The sequence below is a fragment of the Streptomyces sp. NEAU-174 genome (assembly GCF_052665095.1).
The window spans coordinates 215,631-235,974 of record NZ_JBQTCE010000008.1; the positions used below are offsets into that span (position 1 = coordinate 215,631).

A 20,344-nucleotide genomic window follows, 5' to 3' on the forward strand; every position below is an offset into this window, starting at 1 on the left:
GGCTCAGGAAACCGGGCCGCGGCCGACCGGGCTCAGGAAGCCGGGTCAGCCGCTGACCGGCTCAGGGCGCCATCTCGTCCGGGCAGGGCGTGCCGCGCGGCAGCTGGTACTTGCCCGTTATGCGGTAGATGCCGGGCCGGGGGGCGTGCAGCACCGTCCACTCGTCCTCCGGCTGGCCCTCTTCCCCGCCCTCGACCTGCTTGGTGAGGCAGCCCTCGCGGTTGACCGGCAGCCGGTCGTCCTCCCCCTTCGGGGCCCGGACGCTGTGCCCGTCCTTGTCCACCAGGCCCAGCCACGGCGAGTACGGGATGCGGATGAGCACCGGACCCTTGGCGCGGACCGACAGCACCAGCTGGTCGGCGCCCGCGCGGCGCACGGTGGCCGGCGGGTCGGCGATCTGCGTCGGGTCCTTGACCTCGTACAGCTTCCAGTTCTCGTCCGACCAGACCTGGCGCAGATACGGCAGCTCGGTGCCGAGCAGCTCGGACTCCTTCTCCGCCGCGGTGTCCGGGTCGTCCGCGGGCAGCACCACGAAGTGCACCGCCCAGCGCTTGAGCCATTCGTGGTAGCTGACCGGCGTGAGGGTGTCCTCGCCGTAGAAGATCGGGTTCCGGTCCAGGTCGCGCTGGCGGTTCCAGCCGCGCGCCAGATTGACGTACGGGGCGAGCGCGGAGGACTCGCGGTGGCTGCGCACCGGAACCACCTCGACCCGGCCCCGGTCGGCCTTCTCCCGTTTGAGCCGGTCGACCAGCGGCGCCAGCTCACGGGCCCAGGACGCCGAGGGGGCGGTGTGGATCACGTCGTCGGCGGTCTTGACCCCCTGCCACACCGTGACGGTCGCGAGCGCCAGCACCAGAACGGTCCAGCGGCGGCCCGCACGCGTCGTGCGCAGCTCGGCGCGCGGTGGCTTGCGCACCGCGGGCAGCGCGGCGATCAGCACCACACCGCCGAAGATCATGCCGAGCCGGGAGATATTTGTGCCGATCTGGGAGGGAATCACCCAGGTGAGCACCACTCCCAGACAGTAGAGCCCGGCCCCGACCCGCACCGTCGACCAGGTGCGCGGCACACACATCAGCGTGGCGGCACCGGTGATGAACGGCAGGATCACCGATCCGATGCCCATCGGCTGCTCACCGGAGAACGGGAACAGCCACGCCGACAGGCCGACCACCACGGCCGGGGTGATCCCGAGCGCGTACGCGGCGGGCCGCCGCTTGGTCAGCCACAGCCCGGCGGCCACGACGCCCACGAACAGACCGGCCACCGGACTGGACATGGTCGCCAGCGCCGACAGCACGGCGGCCAGGACGAACCGTCCGGTCTTGTGGTGCCAGCGCCGGGAGCGCCACCGCCGGGGCCAGGCGAAGATCACGGCGACGGCCGCGAGCCCGAACATCGCGCCGAGCCCGAAGGTCACCCGGCCCGAGATGGCGTTGCAGGTCAGCGCGAACGCACCGTACATGGCGGGCCACATCGGCCGCCGCACGGCACGGCTGCGCACCAGCAGCAGCGCGAGCAGCCCGGCGGACAGCGTCCCCGCGATCATCATCGTCGAGCGGACCCCGAGGACCGCCATCAGATAGGGCGAGATGACGCTGTACGAGACGGGGTGCATCCCGCCGTACCAGGCCAGGTTGTACGCCAGGTCCGGGTGCTGGAGGGCGAACTCCGCCCAGGCGTCCTGCGCGGCGAGGTCACCGCCGCTGTTCGCGAGCAGCGCCACCCACACCAGATGCAGCAGCGCGGCGGCGGCCAGGGCGGCCAGAACCGGATGGCGCAGGACCGCCGTCCGGGCCCGCTGGAGCAGCCCGCCCGAAGCGGCCTGGCGGCTCTCACTCTCCGCCTCCGCCTCCACCGGGCCGGTCGGCTCGGCCGGCCAGCGCTGTGTGGGTACGCGTATTCGTGCGGCGGTGCTCTCCTCCGAGCCCCCGCCTTCATCGGCCCGTGTCGGATCCACGGTGGTCACTGCGGCTCTCCCCGTCTTCCCCCGAGGTCTGCCCCATCGTCCTCAACCCCGCGCCGGGTCACTCCGGTTCCGCGGTGGGTCCAGGCCGGGGACCCACCGACGCTAGCACGCTCGGGCGGCCCCGATCCGGCTCGGGCCCCGACGGCGTTTCGCGCCGGGGCCACTTCCTCTCGTCCCCTCTATCCCACTGCCCGCGCGGGTCAGCCGATACGGGTCAGTTTCGCGCCGAACGACGGCTCGGACAGATCGCTCTGAAGGGCCACCGGCGCCTTGAGCTGTCCGGGGCCCGTGCCCACGGTCACCTCGCCGACGACCGTGCCCGCCTTGGCCGAGTGCGGCACCGTCTTACCGCCGTCGCCGATCTTGATGTCCACCGTCAGACCGGACCAGCCGACCGCCTTCAGATCCTTGGTGGCGACGACCGGCGTGGTGCCGCCGAGGCCGTCGTCGACCTGGCCGACGACATCGCCCTTCTTGATGACGGTGGCCGAGGTGAGGGCGTCCTGCGCGGCGGTGATCAGCTTGTAGCTGTTGGTCTGGGCGAGCTGGAGGCTGGCGTCCAGCGTGGTGGTCGCGCGCTGCTCGAGGACCACACCCAGGATCCGCTGCTTCTTGCCGTCGATCGTCCGCACGGCACCCCACATCAGCGCACCGCCGGCCGGGGTGGACGAACCGGTCTTGATACCGATCACACCCGGCTTCACCAGCAGATTGTTGTTGTTGTAGATGCGGTCGTCGAGACCCGGGATATCGGTGTTGGGCGTGGCCACGACCGCCCGGAAGGCGTCGGACTGCATCGCCGCCTTCGCCAGCTTCAGCTGGTCGGCCGCGGTGGACTTGGTGGACTCCTTCAGACCGCTGGGGTCGGTGTAGGTGGTGTGCTTCATCCCCAGGCTGTCGGCCGCGTCGTTCATCTTCTTCACGAACGCGTCGAGCGATCCGGCGTCCCAGCGGGCGAGCAGCCGGGCGATGTTGTTGCTGGAGTTGATCAGCAGCAGCTGGAGCAGCTGGTGCTGGGTGAAGCTCTGCCCCTCCTTGACCTCCGCCCGCGACTCGTCGGCGGACTTCGCCTCCTCGGCCGCCTGCGCGTCGATCTTGATCTTCGGGCCCTCCGCGTCACCCTTCAGCGGATGGTCCTTGAGCACCACATAAGCCGTCATGACCTTGGTGACGCTGGCGATCGGCACGGGCTTCTGCTCGCCGGAGGTACCCAGGCTGCCGACGCCCTCGACCTCGGCGGCGGACTGCCCCTGGTCGGGCCACGGCATGGAGAGCGCCTCGCCGCCGAAGCGGTAGCTGGCGTCCGAGGTGAGCTCCAGCGACGGATCCGGCAGTGGCCGCAGCGCCTGGACCACGCCCAGGATGATCACCAGCAGCACGGCCAGCGGCGTCCAGATCTTGACCCGGCGGACCGCCGTCCGCAGCGGTGTCTCGGGCTTGGGCGGCGTGTTCGTCAGCTGCGCCAGCAGATCGAGCGGGGCGGGCTGCTTGCCGTCCGGGGTCAGCGGCGGCAGCGGCTGCTGCTTGGTCCGCTCGGCCTCGGGGACCGCGGCGGGCGGGGCAGCCGGGGCCTTCGGCGCGGCGGGCGGGGCCGCGGGCTTCGGCGGGGCCGGGTCGTCGGGGGACCGCAGCGGGACGAACTTGCTGGTCCGCTCGTTGTCCGACTCACCGACGGGCTTCTTGCCGGAGGTCTTGGCGTCGGACGCCTTGTCGGCCGTCTTGCCCTCGGACGCCTTGCTGTCGGCCGGGGGGCTGACCGCCTTGAAGGCGGTGGTCGGCTGGTCGACGCCCTTCGTGCCGTCCTTACCGTCCTTACGGTCCTTACCGGACTTCTCCGGGAGCACGCCAAAGGCGGCCGTCGGGCGGTCGATCGGCTTGTCGGAGGCGTCGTCGTCCGCGTCGGACGCGGCAGCCTTCGCGTCGGACGCGGCGGCCTTACCGGACTCGCCCTCGGGCTCGTCCGCCTTGGGCTCGTCCTTCTTCTTGGCCTCGTCCTTCTGGGGCTCGCCCTTCTCGGACTCGTCCTTCTTGTCCTTGCCCTCGGCGTCCGCCTTGGGCTTCACCGTACGGAAGACGGCCGTCCGCTGATCCACCGATCGCTTCGACGGCTCGTCACCGTCCCCATCCGCCCCGGCCTCGGACGCACCCTCAGCTTTCGCGTCAGCGTCAGCGTCCGCCTTGGGCTTCACCGTACGGAAGACAGCTGTCCGCTGATCCACCGACGGCTTCGACGGCTCGTCACCGTCCCCGTCCACCTCGGCTTCGGACGCACGCTCAACCTTCGCGTCGGCGTCCGCGTCATCAGAGTCGTCGGCGCCACGAGAGTCCTCGGAGTCATCGGCGCCGTCCGCACCGTCCTCATCCGCCTCCGCCTCCGCGTCCGCCTCCGCCTCCGCGTCGGGCTCGGCCGCATCCCCCTTGGGCGATGCGGCCGACGCACCGGCATCCGCCTCCGGCTCCGCCTTCGCCTCCGACGTCCCGGAACCTTCGCCCTGTTCACTATCGCGAACACCAGAAACCTTCGCGTCGCCCCGGTCGACCGCCGGCGCCTCTGGTTCCGCTTCCGCCTCCGCTTCGGCCTTCGCCTGGGAGGTCACCCCGGGCTCGTCGGAAGCCGAATCCGGCTCCTCGGAACCCGACCGGAGGTCGTCGGACACGACGGCGACCGCCGTCGAGCCCTGGCCCGCCTCCGCTTCGCGCGAGATCGCGAGCCTCGGATCGCTCTCTCCCCTAGCCGTCTCCCCCGACGACTTCTGCTGATCCGACCTGCCGGGGGACTCGCCCGCCACCGATGCCTCCTCGATATGTGTCGCGGGACGCCCTACGCCCCATGGCGTCACGTCCCGCAGCCCAACCTCTACCAGTGTCCTGTGTGTCCGGCACGCGATCGCGCAGCGCCACAGCCGGAGAGCGTCTTCAGGTGCCGCCCACCTGCTAGACGAGAACGACATACCTACTGGTTCCCACCCAAACCCCCCAGGCACTCTCGACAGACCAATGTGAGAGGGGTCACCCTGTCATTCATCCACGCGGGGAGGCATGGATGGGCAGGAGCCGCAGAACAATTCCGGAGGAGCTTCTGCTGCTCGCTTTGGACCCGACCACGGGTACCACGGCGCAGCCGCAGTCGCTCGACCTCGGTCTTGCCGGGGCACAGCTAGTAGAGCTGGCCTTGGCCGGACGGATAGCCCCTGACGGGGATCGTATCGCCGTGGTGCTGCCACGGCCGACCGGAGATCCGACTCTGGACTCCGCGCTGGAGCTGCTGCGCCGACGCGGCAGCCCGGTGCGCGCGGTCCACTGGATCGGCGGGCCCCGGCTGGGGCTGCGCCAGACGTACCTCACGCACCTGGAGCGCTGCGGCATGGTGCATGCCGTCGCGGGCCAGATGTGTGGCGTACTGCCGACGACGCGCTACCAGGCGACGGACACGGCGATCAGCCGGGAGATCAGGGCCCGGCTGGACAGCGCGATCCGCACCGGCGTACCGCCGGACCCGCGGACCGCCGCGCTCGCCGCCCTGGCCCACGCGGTCGGGCTCGGCAAGCACTTGTATCCCGGGAACGAGGGGCGTTCCTCGCGCTCCAGGCTCCGGGATCTGATCCGGCACGACCCGATGGGCGGTCTCGTGGCGCACGCCGTGATGGACGTGCAGAACGGTGTCGCGGCGCAGCCACGGCGCGCACCGGCCGCGGGCCCGGGCCGACAGCCGGGAGCACGCGCCGCGGCGGAGCCCGCGGCCGGCGTTCCGGCCCAGCCGTCCCGTCGCGGGAGCATGGCCCGCGTCGGAGCGCGCTGAGGCCCCTTCGGGGCACCATCGCACCATCACGCACCACCCAGCCCGTCGAACGCACCAGCAGCCCGTCAGCGGGGCGGCGGACACCGCTCCCGGCACCGTCCGGGGCGGAGCGCCACCGTCCGGCTCCGAGCAGCACCGAGCACCACTGACGCTCCACCGACCGCACCGCAGTCCCCACTGACCCGGTTCGGGAGCCGCTGAAGCGCGCGGGGTGGTGGGGGAGGGGAGGTTGGCGAACCGACCTTCCCCCCCCCCCCAAGGGACGTTTTTCCGGGGGGGGGGGGGGGGGGGGGGGGGTGGTTGGGGAAACCAACCCCCCCCCCCCCCCCGCGCGCGCGTTCGCCCACCGTTGTGCGGCCGCCCTTGTGCGGCCATTTCCCAGCGCGGCCCCGTCCGGTAGTGGCAGGCTGCTGAGCAGCATAAATCAGCAGTACGAAGCCGGAGGTGCACGTCCTGTGACATCGAACGTCGGCCCCACTGTCCGGCGACGCCGGTTGGGCCAGGAACTGCGCAGGCTCCGCCAGGAGAAGGGCATGACGGCGGAGGAGGTGGCTGAGGAGCTGATGGTCTCCCAGTCGAAGATCAGCCGACTGGAGAACGGGCGCCGCAGCATCAGCCAGCGCGATGTGCGCGACCTGTGCCGCACCTACAAGGTGGAGGACAAGGCGCTGGTCGATTCCCTGATGCAAATGGCGAAGGAGTCCCGCCAACAGGGCTGGTGGAACGCCTTCGGCGATGTGCCGTACAGCGTCTACATCGGCTTCGAGACGGACGCGGCGTCGCTGCGGGTCTACGAACCCCAGGTGCTGCCGGGCCTCTTGCAGACCCCGGACTACGCGGAGGCGGTGATCAGCGGCGCCCTCCCGGAGGCCCCGCAGGACCAGATCGCCCAGCGGGTCCAGGTCCGGCTCAGGCGCCAGGAGCGGATCACCGATCCGCTGGCCCCGCTGCGGCTGTGGGCGGTCGTGGACGAGGCGGCGATGCGGCGGGTGGTGGGCAACTCCAAGATCATGAGCGATCAGCTGGACTATCTGGTCCGGATGAGCCACGAGCCCCATGTGACGGTGCAGGCGCTGCCGTTCGACATGGGGTCGCATCCGGGGATGAGCGGGCAGTTCACCATCCTGGAGTTCTCGGACGAGTCCGACACCAGCGTCGTCTATCTCGAGGGCGTGACCAGCGACCTGTATCTGGAGAAGCTCAGCGATGTGCAGAGCTACAGCATGATGTACGAGCATCTGCGGGCCCAGGCGCTGAACGCGGATCAGAGCCGCCAGTTCATCACCGAGATGGCCCAGGAGCACGCCCGCCGGCACCAGGAGGAGAGCGAGGCGGCCCCGGCGGACTGAGGGGGGACGGAAACGCTCCGGCGCGAACGGCGAAGGGCGGAGGCTACACCTCCGCGCCTCGCCGGGGAAGGGGCCACGGGAATATGCCATCCGGTCGAGTGAATGGCCCGCTTTCCAGACGATGTTGCCGAGTAACGTCGGTGACGCCTCCAATCGGGGGTGCGTCTCATCTACACAATGCATCGGAGCAATCGTGTCCATTCAGCAGGGAAAGACGAGCATGTGGGTGAAATCCTCGTACTCGGCCGGAAACGGCGCTTGCGTGGAAATCTCCTCCCCGGTCATCAGCGAGATCGCCGTGCGCGACTCCAAGGACCCCCAGGGACCGACGCTCAGCTTCGCCCCCGCGTCGTGGTCGGCCTTTGTGTCCGACGTCAGCCGAGGCGCCTTCGACCTCGACTGATCTCCGCAACACCCGGCCGCGGTAGCGCGGTCGGCGGCGCGGAGCGCCAAGCCCGCATCCGAGCCCTCTCGACCGGTCGCCGTCCCTGCCGAGAGGGCTCTTGCCGTTTCCGGCGCTTTCCCGCGTCGCCGATCCGGAGGACATCGCCGGTTCGGCGGACATCGCCGGTTCAGCGGAGTTCCGCCACGTATTGGTCCGTACCGGGAATCGTCGGAATGAACGGCGCCATGAATTCCACCCGGCCGAGACCGGCATCGGCCACTTCGCCGTCCAGACCGGTGAAACCGGGGTCCCAGCATTCCCGGGGGTCGGACTCCAGGAACCAGAGCAGGGTCAGCCGGGTGTCCACGCCCTCGACCTGCTTCACATACGACATCCGGTCCGAGGGCAGCGGGGTCGGCCGGAAGACCGTCACCATCGCGGCGGGTGAGCCCGCGAGCCGGCGCGGCAGATGTCTGGATCGGAGCCATGCGAGCAGTTCCTCCCGCTGCTCCGGGCCCTCGCTCTCGATCACCTCCAGTGCCAGCCCGGCGTAGGGGTGGTCCAGCGCGTGATGGTCACGCGGCCCGGCCGCCCCGTCCCGGTAGACGGTGGCCTCGTGGTCCTGGAAGGCCGTGAAGATGTGCGTACGGTCCTGGTAGACCCGCCCGTCCCGCAGGAGCCGCTTGTTGATGCCGACCGTCCACCGCATGTGGTCCGCGTAGCGCCCCTCGGTGAGCCAGTAGACGGAGAGGTAGCAGCCGGCGGTCACCGGCTGGGCGATCGCCGACTTCTCGGGGTAGCGCAGCAGCTGGAGCTCACGGGTGGCGACCCAGCGGCGGCCCGCGTAGATCCACGGCATGGCCATCGCGCCCGCGATGAAGTGGTCGTCCTCGTACCAGCGGTTGTAGGCGTACTCATGGCCCGGGTGCGGCTCGACCAGGGTGATCAGGGCATGGCCCGGACGCACCCCGTACGGGCCGACGGAGGCCAGTTCCGCGTACGCGTCGCTCGTCATGTCCCTCAGGTGTAGCTGACGTGACGTCAGTTGGGGAGGGGTGCGGACGAATCAAGTGCGCGGAATCGGACGGCGAAACGGGGCCGGTGACGCTCTGGCCATCTCACGGCCGCGCCCCTAACCTGACGCGACGCCAGATACGGGAGGGACCGCCATGCCGCTGGAGGGCAAGACCGTCGTCGTCTCCGGGGTCGGACCCGGACTGGGGGCCCGGGTGGTGGCCGCCTGCGTCCGGGACGGGGCCCGGGTGGTGCTGGGGGCGCGGACCGAGGAGCGGCTGCCGAAGGTGGCGGAGGAGGTCGATCCGGGCGGTGAGCGCACCGCCTGGCGGCCCACCGACATCGCGGACGAGGCGCAGTGCGAGGCGCTGGCCGCGCTCGCCCTCGACCGCTTCGGCCGGATCGACGCCGTGGTCCATGTGGCCGCGCTGGACAGCCACTTCGGCGGGCTGGAGGACGCCGACTTCGCGTCCTGGGCCCGGGTGGTGGACATCAATCTGTTCGGGACGCTCCGGATGACCCGCGCCTGTCTGCCCGCGCTGAAGCGGAACGGCGGCTCGGTCGTGCTCATCGGCACCCAGTCGTCGTCCGCCGCCCCCACCGAGCTGCGCCAGACCGCCTACGCCGCCTCCAAGGGCGCGCTGACCTCCGCCATGTACGCGCTCGCGCGTGAGCTGGGTCCGCACCGGATACGGGTCAACACCGTGCAGCCCGGCTGGATGTGGGGGCCGCCGGTGCAGGCGTATGTGACCTTCACCGCGCAGACCGAGGGCGTGAGCGAGGCCGAGGTGCTGAGCCGGCTCACCGACCGGATGGCCCTGCCGGAGCTGGCGACGGACGGCGATGTGGCGGAGGCCGCGGCGTTCCTGGCCTCCGACCGGGCCCGGGCGATCACCGGGCAGTCGCTGCTGGTGAACGCCGGTGAACTGATGCGTTAGCGCGACTCCTGTCCGGCCTTTCGGGATCCCGCTCCCGTACGACCCAGCGATCGGTGGGCGTGCGTCTGACGAAGTGCCCGCTCATCGTGGGCGTACAGACATGCGAACCTCAACGCCCCGTCAGGTCAAGAAACCGTAAATTCGTTCTTCTTCCTGATCCGCGTTCACATTCGTGACCTCTAGAACCCTTGACCGGTCACCCGAACGAGCGGTTCAATCCCGGAAGTACCCCGCTCCCGCTCGGGGGAACCGCCCATGACGAACGTCGCGGCGAAGTGCGCTCCCGTTCATATGGCGGACCCCTGGGAGGGGACATGAACAGTCTCGACTGGGTTGTACTGATCGGCTACTTCGGTGTCATGGTCGGCATCGGCCTCTGGTCCCACAAGCGTGTGGACAACGTCAGCGACTTCTTCACCGCGGGCGGCAAGATGCCGTGGTGGCTGTCCGGGATCTCGCACCACATGTCCGGCTACAGCGCGGTGATGTTCACGGGATACGCGGCCATCGCCTACCAATACGGCATCACCTCCTATGTCACCTGGTCCTTCCCCATCGCCATCGGCATCGCGATCGGCGCCAATCTCTTCGCGCCGCGCCTGAACCGGGTGCGCAGCAAACTCAGGGTGGCCTCGCCGCTCGAATATCTGAAGAACCGCTACAACCTGCCTACGCAGCAGGCGCTGGCCTGGTCCGGGGTGCTGTTGAAGATCGTGGACGTGGGTGCCAAATGGGCGGCCATCGCCACCCTGCTCTCCATCTTCACCGGTGTCTCGCTCAACCAGGGCATCCTGATCACGGGCGCGGTCACCGCCGTCTACTGCACCGTCGGCGGGCTGTGGGCCGACGCGCTCACCGAACTCGGCCAGTTCATCATCCAGTTCGTGGCGGGCATCTCGATGCTGATCGCCGTGCTCCACGAGCTGGACGGCTTCAGCACCTTCTGGACCGTCTGGGACGACCTCCCCGACAGCCACCACCAGCCGACCGTCGGCCCGTACACGCTGGTCTTCCTGCTCGCGTACCTCTTCATCAAGACCTTCGAGTACAACGGCGGCATGTGGAACCAGGCGCAGCGCTACATGGCGACCGACAGCGCCCACTCCGCCAAGCGCTCGGCCCGGCTGTCGGCCGTCCTGTGGTTCGTCTGGCCGCTGGTCCTGTTCTTCCCGATGTGGGTCGCGCCGCTGATCATCAAGACGGACAAGCCCGCCGACTCGTACGCCGAGATGGCCGAACACCTGCTGCCGCACGGTCTGCTGGGCCTGGTGATCGTCGGCTTCTTCTCGCACACCATGGCGATGTGCTCCTCGGACGCCAACGCGATCGCGGCCGTGGTGACCCGGGACATCATGCCCGCCGTCTTCACGTCGGTACGGGAATGGTCCTCCCGCACCGGGCTGCTCGCGGCCCGCTACACCACGCTGCTCTTCCTCGCCCTGTCGATGGCCATCGCCACCCAGGTCAACTCGGACTTCTTCGGGGACATCATCACCGTGGTGATCAAGTGGGTCGCCGGGCTCATGGGACCGATCGCGATCCCGCTGATGCTCGGCATGCTGGCCACCTTCCGCAAGTCGGGTCCGACGGCGGCGCTGGTCAGCTGGGCCATGGGGCTGATCGCCTTCTACCTGGTCAACTACCCGATCAACGACGCGATCGACGGAGGCGTCAACCTGGAGTACCAGATCTCCGTCCCGCTCGCGGTCTCGCTCGTGCTCTTCATCGTCATCGGCTACATCAAGCCCGAGGACACCCCGGAGCGCGATGCCATCCTCGCCTCGCTCAACTCGGATGACGACGGGCCGGGTTCTGCGAGTGCCGCGCTGTCGGTGCCGAACCAGGGCGACGCGGACGACCGCGAGTCGGTCGCCGGCGCCACGGACTGACGCCTTCCGCGCGGCGGCCATGACCCGGGCCGCCGGTCACCACCCGGTGCGGGGTGACCGGCGGCCCGGGTCCTTGTGTGGGTGGGCGCCGACTATGGGTTGGCGCGGCCCGTCAGCCGCCTCGGCACAGCGGGTGAGCAGGGCGTCGAGCAGCGCGGCCCTCGGCCAGCCGCCGCGCCCAGTCCTCGACGGTGGGCGGGGTCTCCTCGAAGGTGACGACGGTCTCGGTGACGTAGTGACCGAAGATCGCGGCGATGGCGGCCAGGTCGGCGTGGGTGGCATCACGTATGACGGCGGCGGAGGCAGGCACCGGCCCACCTTACGGCCGGCCGTTCCCGGCGGGGCGGAAGTGGAACGCGGGGCCGGGGTCGCGGTAAGCAGATCCCGCCTGTCCGGGCAACCTCTTGCTCACCTGCGGTTCGCATCCGGAACGTACTATGGTCGGCCGTCCGAGCCCGCCTGCCGCCGTCCTCAGGGACCTCTGGAGCCCCCGTGACCGCCACCCAGACGATCACTGACTCCCGGATCCACCGGGCCCGCGCCCTCGTACTGCGCCGACCGGTCCTGTGCGCGGCGGTCTTCTGTCTGCTCTCCTTCACCGGGTTCTGGATCGCGCAGCGGGCCGCCCAGGTGTCGATGGTCGATCTGATGGTCTATCGCGCCGAGGGATGGACCGTACGCAATGCGATGGATCTGTATGACATGCGGGCGACTGAGCACAATCTGCCCAATACCTATCCGCCCTTCGCGGCCCTGCTCTTCACTCCACTGACCGTGATGAGCACGGGCGTCCTGCGGACCTTCGGGACGGCCGTCAATCTCGTCCTGATGGTCGCCGTGGCCCATCTGTCGCTGCGGCTGATCGGGCTGCCCGCGCGGGTGCCGCGACCGGCTGCCGTCCTGGCTCTGGCCGCCGTCGGGGTGTGGTGCGAGCCGGTGTGGACGACGCTGCGCTACGGGCAGATCAACCTGCTGGTCACGGCGCTGGTGCTCTGGGATCTGACCCGCCGGTCGGGCCACCGCTGGGCGGGGGTCGGGACGGGCATCGCCACCGGGATCAAGCTCACCCCGGGGCTCTTCGTGGTCTTCCTGGGGCTCGCCGGGCTGTTCCTCGGCCTGCGACGGCTGCGGACGGCCCGGGCGGCCCGCGGGCGCAACGGCCCCGGGAGCGGTCCGCCGCCCCGGCGTCTCCCGAACGACCATCTGCGGCGCGCGGCCGTCGCGACCGCCGCCTTCGTCCTTACGGTCGCGTTCTCGGCCTTGGCGCTGCCGCATGACTCCCGGCGCTTCTGGACCGATGTCGTCTTCGCCACCGACCGCCCCGGCGATGTCGAGGGCGCGGGCAACCAGAACCTCAAGGGCGCCCTCGCGCGTGTGCTGCACACCCCCGACCCGGGCCTGTGGTGGCTCGCGGCGGCCGCCCTGGTCGGCTGTGTGGGCCTGGCCACGGCGGTGGCCGCCCAGCTGACCGACGAGAGCCGCCTGCCCAACGCCCGCGCCTGGGCCGCCCTGACCTGCGCGGTGACCGCCCTCATGGTCAGCCCGGTCTCCTGGTCGCACCACTGGGTGTGGGCCGTCCCGATGGTCCTGCTGCTCGCGGTGGAGGCGGTGCGGCGGCGCACGGCGGGCTGGACGGCCGGGACGGTGGTGACCGGGCTGCTGTTCTGCTCCTTCATGGTCTGGTACGCGCCCCACAGCCGGCCGGCCCGGGTGGAGCTCCACCAGAACCCGGCCCAGATGCTGCTCACCGCCGTCTATCCGCTGATCGGCGTCGCCTTCCTGGGCGTGGCCGGGTATCTGACCGTGCGCGCCGTAAGGCGTCCATGGCGTCCCTGGGAGGGAATCGGGACCCCGGGCGGCAGCGGACCACCGCCGGTGCGGGCGGGGAGCGGACCTACGCGCGCGGGTAGCGGGTGAGCCAGGCCGGGGAGGAGCTGCCGGGGCCGTGCAGGGCCGGGCCCTGGGTCATCTCCATGGCGAAGTCGTCGGCCAGCTCCAGGATCGTGCCGCGCCCCTCGACCTCCGCCAGCCAGGCGGGCGGCAGCGCCGTCTCGCCGTGCAGCGCGCCCAGCAGATTGCCGCAGATGGCCGCCGTGGAGTCGCTGTCCCCGCCGTGGTTGACCGCGAGCAGCAGCCCGTGGCGTACGTCCTCGGCGACCAGGGCGCAGTACAGGCCCATCGCCAGCGCCTCCTCGCCGGTCCAGCCCTCGCCGAGCGAGGCGACGCGGTCGGGGGTCGGCAGCCCCTGCCGTACGGCGCCGAGGGCGAGCCGCAGCGCGTGGGTGGTCTCCTCGTGGCCGGGGCGGGCGGCCAGATGGGCGAGGGCGCGCTGGACCGCCCCGTCCAGCGCCTCGCCGCGCGCCAAGCCGTGCACGATGAGGGCGAAGGCGCCGGCCGAGAGATAGCCGGTGGGGTGGCCATGGGTCTGGGCCGCGCACTCGATGGCCAGCTGGAAGACCAGCTGCGGCTCCCAGCCCACCAGCAGTCCGAACGGCGCGGAGCGCATCACGGCGCCGCATCCCTTGGAGTCCGGGTTCTTGGGCCGCTCCAGGGTGCCCATGGTCTCGTCGGCGAGCCCGGTGATACAGGCCCGGCCCGGGGACCGCTGGGCGTACAGCCACTCCTCGCGGGCCAGCCAGCCGGCGTCCTTACGGCGCTCATCGGGGCCCCAGTCGCGCTGGGTGGAGTACCAGCGGCGGTGGGCGGAGTGGATGTCGGTGGGCGGGTGCCAGGCCCCGGTGTCGCGGCGCACCTGCGCCCGTATCAGTCCGTCCACCGTGAACAGCGTCATCTGGGTGTCGTCGGTGACCCGTCCGCGGCCGCCATAGGCGGGCAGGAAGTCCGTCACGCCCTCGGGCCCGTGCGCCGCCCTGATCTCGTCCAGGGAGGCGAACTCCACGGCCGCCCCCAGCGCGTCCCCGATGGCCCCGCCGAGCAGACAGCCGCGCACCCGGCTGCGGAAGTCCTGCTGTTCGGCGCGGCCCCATACGCCGGTCGCTGCGCTGGCGGTTGCGGTCACGACCTATGCCTCTTTTCTTCGCTGCGTGAATGGCCCTGAACTGCCTTTGAACTGTAATGGACACCTAATGATCGCCTCTTGGCCGCCGCGGATTGTGAAGGCGTCATCACGGAGAAGACGACGGAGTGTCGCATTCCGAGAATGCGAATTCCCTCACCGAATGTCGGCCGCGTACCGAAAGCCCTTATCCGAGCGCCGTCCGGCCGTGGTCCAGGCTCGCCCGGAGCTCGGCGAGCGGGGCGCGCAGGGCGGCGAGCGAGGTGGGGTCGGCCCCGGGACACCGGGCGAGGTCGTCCAGGGCGCGTATGACGTCGTCGACGATCTCCCAGTACGGCCGGGTGGCGGTCAGCTCCGTCACGAAGCGGTCCGCCCCGGCCCCGTCCCCGAGGGCGGCCCTGCTGACGATCGGAGCGGCCACCCGGGCCTGCGGGTCCCACTGGTCGCGGTGCTCGTCCAGGAGCGCCTCGAAGGCGATCCACCGCTCTCGCGCCTCGGCGACACCTGCCGTGCGGCTCACCAGCATCGCGTGCTCGAAGGCAATGTCGAGGTCCTGGCCGTCCAGGTCGGTCGCCCGCTCGATATCCCTGGCGGCCTCGGCGTACCGGCCCGCCCGGCGGTGGCACCTGGCCCTCGCCTCCAGCGCCTGGAGGTCGTCGGGGTCGAGCCCGAGCGCCCGGTCCAGATCGGCGAGGGCCGCCTTGTCCTCGCCCAGGCGCAGCCGCAGGGCGCCCCGGTTCGCGGGCACCCAGGCGTCGTCGGGATCGGCGGAGAGTGCCGCGTCGAAATCGACCAGGGCCTCGCCGAGCCGGCCGATGTGCTGATACGTCTGTCCCCTCCGGACCAGCGCGAACACATACGACGGCTCGATCTCGATGGCCCGGCCGAAGTCCGCCAGCGCCTCCTGGAAGCGGTCGGTCATCCGGTACGCCTCACCGCGCTCGGCGAGCGCCCCCTGATCGTCCGGGTGGGACGCGAGGTAGCCGTCGGCCGCGCTGATCGCCTCCTCGTAGCGGTCCAGGTTGCGGAGGGCGTGGATATGGCTGAACCCGGCGTGATCGGAGCCGAGTTCGATGGACCGTTCGGCGTCCGCGAGCGACTCCTCGTACCGCCCGAGCATCCGGTAGGTCGCGGCCCGCTCCGCGTGGGCCCAGGCCCATTTGGGTCTGATCTCCAGCGCTCGGGTGAAATCCGCCAGCGCGCTGTCGTAGTCCCGTATCGCGTGGTGGACCAGGCCGCGGGTGGACACGGTCCACGCGCTCCCGTCGTCCAGGTCGCAGGAGCGGGTGAGGTCGGCCAGGGCCTCCTCGAATCGCCCCAGAAGGCTGTTCACCTCGCCGCGCTGGGACAGCGCCCAGGCGGAGTCGGGATCCAGTTCCAGGGCGCGATCGAGGCTTTCCAAAGCCTGCTCGTAACGCTCCATACCAAGGTACGTATACCCGCGGGCCGCGTGGGCGCGATCGCTGTCGGCGTCCAGCTCCAGCGCTCGCTCCGCGTCCGCCAGCGCCCCCTCCAGCTCGTCCATGTGCGCCCGGGCCGTACTGCGGACCGCGAAGGCCGTGGCCAGGGCCCGCTCGTCCTGCCCGACCTCGTCGATCAGGAGCGTCATGGTCGTCGCCACCTCGCTCACATTGGACCCCGCCAGGAATCGCTCGCCCCATGCGCGTACAGACTCGACTCCGCAGTCGCGGCCCACCTCCAGGAGCATCCGCATCCAGCGGCGTTCCCAGGACACCGACGCGTGGTCCAGATAGACGCCCAAGTACGCCCGCAGCTCCTCGCGCAGCGCCTGCTCCGGAACCGCGCACAGCCGGTGGTACGCCTCCTCGAGCCGATAGTCCAGCCACCGCTCGTGCTCCCACTTCTCGTCCCCCTCCAGCGACTCCTCGATCTGCCGCTGCCACCCCGCGAAGGCATCGGCCAGCCGGAGGTGGCGGGCGCGCCACGCCTGCGGGGACTGGTTGCGCTGGAGCCGCAGCATGGCCGTGCGGACGACCTCGTGGTAGCGGCAGCGGCCGGAGCTGTCGGTCACGAACGGGAGCGAGCGGAGCCAGCCGTAGAGTTCGGCCGCCTCCTCCCCGACCGCGGCCGCGAAGACGTCCTCGTCCAGGCGCCGGGGCAGCGCCGCGGTCAGGGCGACCGAGCGGTGGGTCTCGTCGCTCACCCACTTCAGGAAGCGCTCCACGGCGGTGCCGGAGGGGTCGCCCACCGCCTCGGGGGTGGTGGGCCGCGCCTCGGCCAGCATGGACACCAGCACCGGCAGCCCTCCGGTGAGCCGGAGGACGACCTCGATCACCTGCTCGTCGGCCACGCCCTTGGCCGTCAGGAGCTGCCGGGCCTCCGCCTCCGTGAACGGGACCAGGGGGAGGTCCACCACGAGGTCGGCGTAGTCGGCCCAGCAGCGCGGGGCGAGCGTGCCCTGTCCGGCCAGCGTCACCACCGCGTTGGCCGGGAGCGAGCCGTAGCGGCCATCGAACATCACATCGCGCAGCCACAGGTCGAGCAGCGGGCCGGTGCGCTCATAGGTGTCGAAGAACCACGCCACCCAGGGCACGGAGGCGGCCACCTCGCCGACGTCCCTGAGGAACGCGGGGGTGAGCGCGTCCAGGGGCGACATCACCAGGTCGACATCGTCATGGCTGCGGAGGCGGGCGCTGAGCTTGGCCCGCGCGCGGTCGGCGGCCTGGGCGACCCGGTCCGGTTCCGCCGCCCCGGCGAGCGCCCCGACGCCCGGCACCATGCCGAGCCCGACCAGCCCCGCCCGGACGGCGAACGCGCTCGACGCCGACGGCTGGGGGCCGCCCGCCGCTCCCTCCGGCGGCTGTGGCGCGGCGGGCTGCTGCGCCGCCGCGTCGGCTTCGTGCCGCCGCTGCCGGTAGGTCGCCAGCAGCTTGTCGAAGGACTTCAGCGGATGGCCCGCTTGCGCGAACTGGGCGCTGATGGCCGCCATGACCTCGGGGACGCTGTTCACCGACTCGTCCACGGAGGCGGTGAGCGCCCGGTGCTCCCGTGCGGTGTTCTCCAGCTGCCGCAGCAGCGTCGTCTTGCCCACCCCGGCGTCGCCGCGCACATGGAACAGGAAGTGGTGTGCGGCGTCCTCGGGCGGCACGGAGAAGTTCTCCCGGAACGCGGCCATCTCCTGCCGCCGCCCCACGAACCGGCGCCGCCGCTGGATCAGCTCGCGCATCGTCGGACGCCGCTCTGCCATGGGTCCCCCTTCCCCCCGCTCCCCCATGGCAGCGTATCCGCGCGGCGCGCCCCGGAGTACGGGCGCGGCGCGCCCCGCGAACCGTGCGCCGAGGTCAGTCCCCCAGCACCGGGAGCAGCTCCGGCAGATGGCCGTCCGAGGCGAGGGCGGCGGCCTGGCGGTCCTCGGGGACGGGACCGTAGGTGGTGCTACGGGCGCGGGCCGGGCGGCCGGCCAGCTCGGCGATGGCCACCAGGTCCTGGATGGAGCGGTAGGAGCCGTAGGAGGAGCCCGCCATACGGGAGATGGTCTCCTCCATGAGGGTGCCGCCCAGGTCGTTGGCGCCGGAGCGGAGCATCTCGGCGGCGCCCTCCGTGCCCAGCTTCACCCAGCTGGTCTGGATGTTGGGGATATGGGGGTGGAGCAGGATCCGCGCCATGGCCGTGACGGCGCGGTTGTCGCGGGTGGTGGGGCCGGGGCGGGCGATACCGGCGAGGTAGACGGGGGCGTTGGTGTGGATGAAGGGGAGGGTGACGAATTCGGTGAAGCCGCCCGTCTCCTGCTGGATCTCGGCGAGCAGCCGCAGATGGGCCAGCCAGTGGCGGGGCTGGTCCACATGGCCGTACATCATCGTGGAGGAGGACCGGATGCCCAGCTCATGCGCCGTCTTGACGACCTCGACCCAGGTGGCCGTCGGCAGCTTGCCCTTGGTGAGGACCCAGCGCACCTCGTCGTCCAGGATCTCGGCGGCCGTGCCGGGGATGGTGTCCAGGCCCGCCTCGCGCGCCGCCGTCAGCCATTCGCGGATGGACATGCCCGTACGGGTCGCGCCGTTGACGACCTCCATCGGGGAGAAGGCGTGGACATGCATCCCGGGCACGCGCTCCTTGACGGCGCGTGCGATGTCGAAGTACGCGGTGCCGGGCAGATCCGGGTGGATACCGCCCTGCATGCACACCTCCACCGCGCCCACGTCCCACGCCTGCTGGGCGCGGTCGGCGACCTGGTTCAGGGAGAGGGTGTAGGCGTCGGCGTCGGTGCGGCGCTGGGCGAAGGCGCAGAAGCGGCAGCCGGTGTAGCAGACATTGGTGAAGTTGATGTTCCTGGTGACGATATAGGTGACGTCGTCGCCCACGGTCGCCCGGCGCAGATCGTCGGCGATGCGGCAGAGGGCGTCCAGCGCCGGGCCCTCGGCGTGGAGCAGGGCCAGCGCCTCGGGGTCGGTCAGCCGGGTCGGGTCGTCGGCGGCCCGGGCCAGCGCGGCCTTGACGTCGGCGTCGATGCGGGAGGGGACCATACCGGGGGCGGCGGCCTCGCGCAGCGCCTCCCAGTCGCCGTAGACCTCGTCGAAGTCCTCACGGCGGTCACCGGTGCGGCCCTCGGTGTCGATGGCGCGGTGCAGATCGGTGCGGCCCGAGGCGCTGAACGCCTCGTCAGGCTCCTGCCAGGGCAGCCCGGTGGGGATCGCGTCCTCGCGGGCCAGACCGGTCTCGGGGTCGGCGAGTGCGGTGACGTGCGGCAGCAGCCGGGGGTCCAGCCAGGGCTCGCCGCGGCGGACGTACTCGGGGTAGACCGCGAGCCGTTCGCGCAGCCGGAAGCCGGCGGCCGCGGAGCGCTCGGCCAGCTCGTCCACCTGGGGCCAGGGGCGCTCGGGGTTGACGTGGTCCGGGGTGAGCGGGGAGACGCCGCCCCAGTCGTCGATACCGGCCCCGATGAGCTGCTCGTACTCCGCGTCCACCAGGTTGGGCGGCGCCTGGATGCAGGCGGACGGGCCCAGGATGTGGCGGGCGACGGCGACGGTGGCCACCAGATCGTCCAGCTCGGCGTCCGGCATCCCGCGCATGGCGGTGTCCGGCTTGGCGCGGAAGTTCTGGACGATGACTTCCTGGATGCCGTGGTACGAGCGGGAGACGCGGCGCAGCGCGAACAGCGACTCGGCCCGCTCCTCATGGTTCTCGCCGATCCCGATCAGCAGCCCGCTGGTGAACGGGACGGAGCTGCGCCCGGCGTCCTCCAGCACCCGCAGCCGCACCGCCGGCTCCTTGTCGGGCGAACCGTAGTGGGGGCCGCCGGGCTCGCTCCACAGCCGCTCGGCGGTGGTCTCCAGCATCATGCCCATGGAGGGGGCGACCGGCTTGAGCCGCTGGAAGTCGGTCCAGGTGAGCACGCCGGGGTTGAGGTGGGGCAGCAGGCCCGTCTCCTCCAGGATGCGGATGGCCATGGCCCGTACGTACGCGATGGTGTCGTCGTAGCCCTCGGCCTCCAGCCATTCGCGCGCCTCGGGCCAGCGGTCCTCGGGGCGGTCGCCGAGGGTGATCAGCGCTTCCTTGCAGCCCATTTCGGCGCCCCGGCGGGCGATGTCCAGCACCTCGTCGGGCGACATGTACATCCCGTGTCCCGCGCGGCGCAGCTTGCCGGGGACGGTCGCGAAGGTGCAGTAGTGACACTTGTCCCGGCACAGCCGGGTGAGCGGGATGAAGACGCTGCGCGAGTAGGTGATGACCCCGGGGCGGCCGGCCGCCTCCAGGCCCGCGTCGCGGACCCGGGCGGCGGAGGCCATCAGCTCCCGCAGGTCGTCACCGCGCGCCTGGAGCAGCACCGCCGCCTCGGCGGTGTCCAGCGCCACGCCGTCGCGGGCGCGCTTGAGCGCACGGCGCATCGCGTTGGCTGTGGGGGCGGCGGAGCCAGTCGGGGCACCCGGTTCGTTTCCCTGCGCGCTCGTGGTCATCCTCCGAGCATACGAGCGGTGTGTGACACCGCCAGACGGCCCGGGCCTGCGGTTTTGTGGGTCTGATCAC

General features: G+C 71.1%; 13 protein-coding genes. 6 read left to right on the top strand and 7 right to left on the bottom strand.

The window, feature by feature from the left end; translation table 11 throughout:
• Positions 1–61 precede the first annotated feature (61 nt).
• Together ACT2CW_RS24250 and ACT2CW_RS24255 are read right to left on the bottom strand one after the other, a co-directional pair.
• The gene (locus ACT2CW_RS24250; protein WP_445518258.1) at positions 62–1,969 is read right to left on the bottom strand and encodes an MFS transporter; all 1,908 of its coding nucleotides are present in this window, start codon (positions 1,967–1,969) and stop codon (positions 62–64) included.
• 200 nt (positions 1,970–2,169) lie between these two features.
• Positions 2,170–4,758, bottom strand: a complete 2,589-nt coding sequence (locus ACT2CW_RS24255) for a D-alanyl-D-alanine carboxypeptidase family protein (RefSeq protein WP_445518259.1) — start codon at positions 4,756–4,758, stop codon at positions 2,170–2,172.
• A gap of 254 nt (positions 4,759–5,012) precedes the next feature.
• Between ACT2CW_RS24255 and ACT2CW_RS24260 the strand changes: the two genes are divergently transcribed.
• From ACT2CW_RS24260 to ACT2CW_RS24270, 3 genes are all read left to right on the top strand, one after another.
• On the top strand, positions 5,013–5,768 hold the full coding sequence (locus ACT2CW_RS24260) for a GOLPH3/VPS74 family protein (RefSeq protein ID WP_037947984.1): 756 nt from the start codon (positions 5,013–5,015) through the stop codon (positions 5,766–5,768).
• 455 nt (positions 5,769–6,223) lie between these two features.
• Entirely contained in the window at positions 6,224–7,117 is an 894-nt protein-coding gene (locus ACT2CW_RS24265; protein WP_037947981.1) for a helix-turn-helix domain-containing protein, read from the top strand.
• Positions 7,118–7,310: 193 nt separating this feature from the next.
• On the top strand, positions 7,311–7,520 hold the full coding sequence (locus tag ACT2CW_RS24270) for a DUF397 domain-containing protein (RefSeq protein WP_037947978.1): 210 nt from the start codon (positions 7,311–7,313) through the stop codon (positions 7,518–7,520).
• A 169-nt stretch (positions 7,521–7,689) separates the two neighbouring features.
• Here ACT2CW_RS24270 and ACT2CW_RS24275 read toward each other — a convergent pair whose 3' ends face one another.
• Positions 7,690–8,517: a hypothetical protein gene (locus ACT2CW_RS24275; RefSeq protein ID WP_445518260.1), complete on the bottom strand. Its 828-nt coding sequence runs from the start codon at positions 8,515–8,517 to the stop codon at positions 7,690–7,692.
• A 154-nt stretch (positions 8,518–8,671) separates the two neighbouring features.
• Here ACT2CW_RS24275 and ACT2CW_RS24280 point away from each other — a divergent pair, with 154 nt between their 5' ends.
• Positions 8,672–9,454 (top strand): SDR family oxidoreductase, encoded by a 783-nt coding sequence (locus tag ACT2CW_RS24280; RefSeq protein WP_164433546.1) that lies wholly within the window; start codon positions 8,672–8,674, stop codon positions 9,452–9,454.
• 314 nt (positions 9,455–9,768) lie between these two features.
• Complete coding sequence (locus ACT2CW_RS24285) at positions 9,769–11,343, top strand: sodium:solute symporter family protein (protein ID WP_445518261.1); 1,575 nt, start codon at positions 9,769–9,771, stop codon at positions 11,341–11,343.
• Between the two features lie 112 nt (positions 11,344–11,455).
• On the opposite strand, the gene ACT2CW_RS24290 is transcribed toward ACT2CW_RS24285, so the two are convergent.
• The gene (locus tag ACT2CW_RS24290) at positions 11,456–11,653 is read right to left on the bottom strand and encodes a GNAT family N-acetyltransferase (protein WP_164433550.1); all 198 of its coding nucleotides are present in this window, start codon (positions 11,651–11,653) and stop codon (positions 11,456–11,458) included.
• Positions 11,654–11,835: 182 nt separating this feature from the next.
• On the opposite strand from ACT2CW_RS24290, the gene ACT2CW_RS24295 reads away from it, so the two are divergent.
• On the top strand, positions 11,836–13,260 hold the full coding sequence (locus tag ACT2CW_RS24295) for a glycosyltransferase 87 family protein (RefSeq protein ID WP_445518262.1): 1,425 nt from the start codon (positions 11,836–11,838) through the stop codon (positions 13,258–13,260).
• Here the strand turns inward: ACT2CW_RS24295 and ACT2CW_RS24300 are convergent.
• The 3 genes from ACT2CW_RS24300 to ACT2CW_RS24310 all read right to left on the bottom strand — a co-directional run bounded on the left by ACT2CW_RS24300 (position 13,238) and on the right by ACT2CW_RS24310 (position 20,274).
• Positions 13,238–14,362, bottom strand: coding sequence for an ADP-ribosylglycohydrolase family protein (locus ACT2CW_RS24300; RefSeq protein WP_164433554.1), 1,125 nt, complete (start codon positions 14,360–14,362; stop codon positions 13,238–13,240). The genes ACT2CW_RS24295 and ACT2CW_RS24300 overlap by 23 nt on opposite strands.
• A 184-nt stretch (positions 14,363–14,546) precedes the next feature.
• Positions 14,547–17,567: a tetratricopeptide repeat protein gene (locus ACT2CW_RS24305; RefSeq protein ID WP_445518263.1), complete on the bottom strand. Its 3,021-nt coding sequence runs from the start codon at positions 17,565–17,567 to the stop codon at positions 14,547–14,549.
• 94 nt (positions 17,568–17,661) lie between these two features.
• The gene (locus ACT2CW_RS24310; RefSeq protein WP_445518264.1) at positions 17,662–20,274 is read right to left on the bottom strand and encodes a bifunctional FO biosynthesis protein CofGH; all 2,613 of its coding nucleotides are present in this window, start codon (positions 20,272–20,274) and stop codon (positions 17,662–17,664) included.
• Between the last annotated feature and the right edge of the window lie 70 nt (positions 20,275–20,344).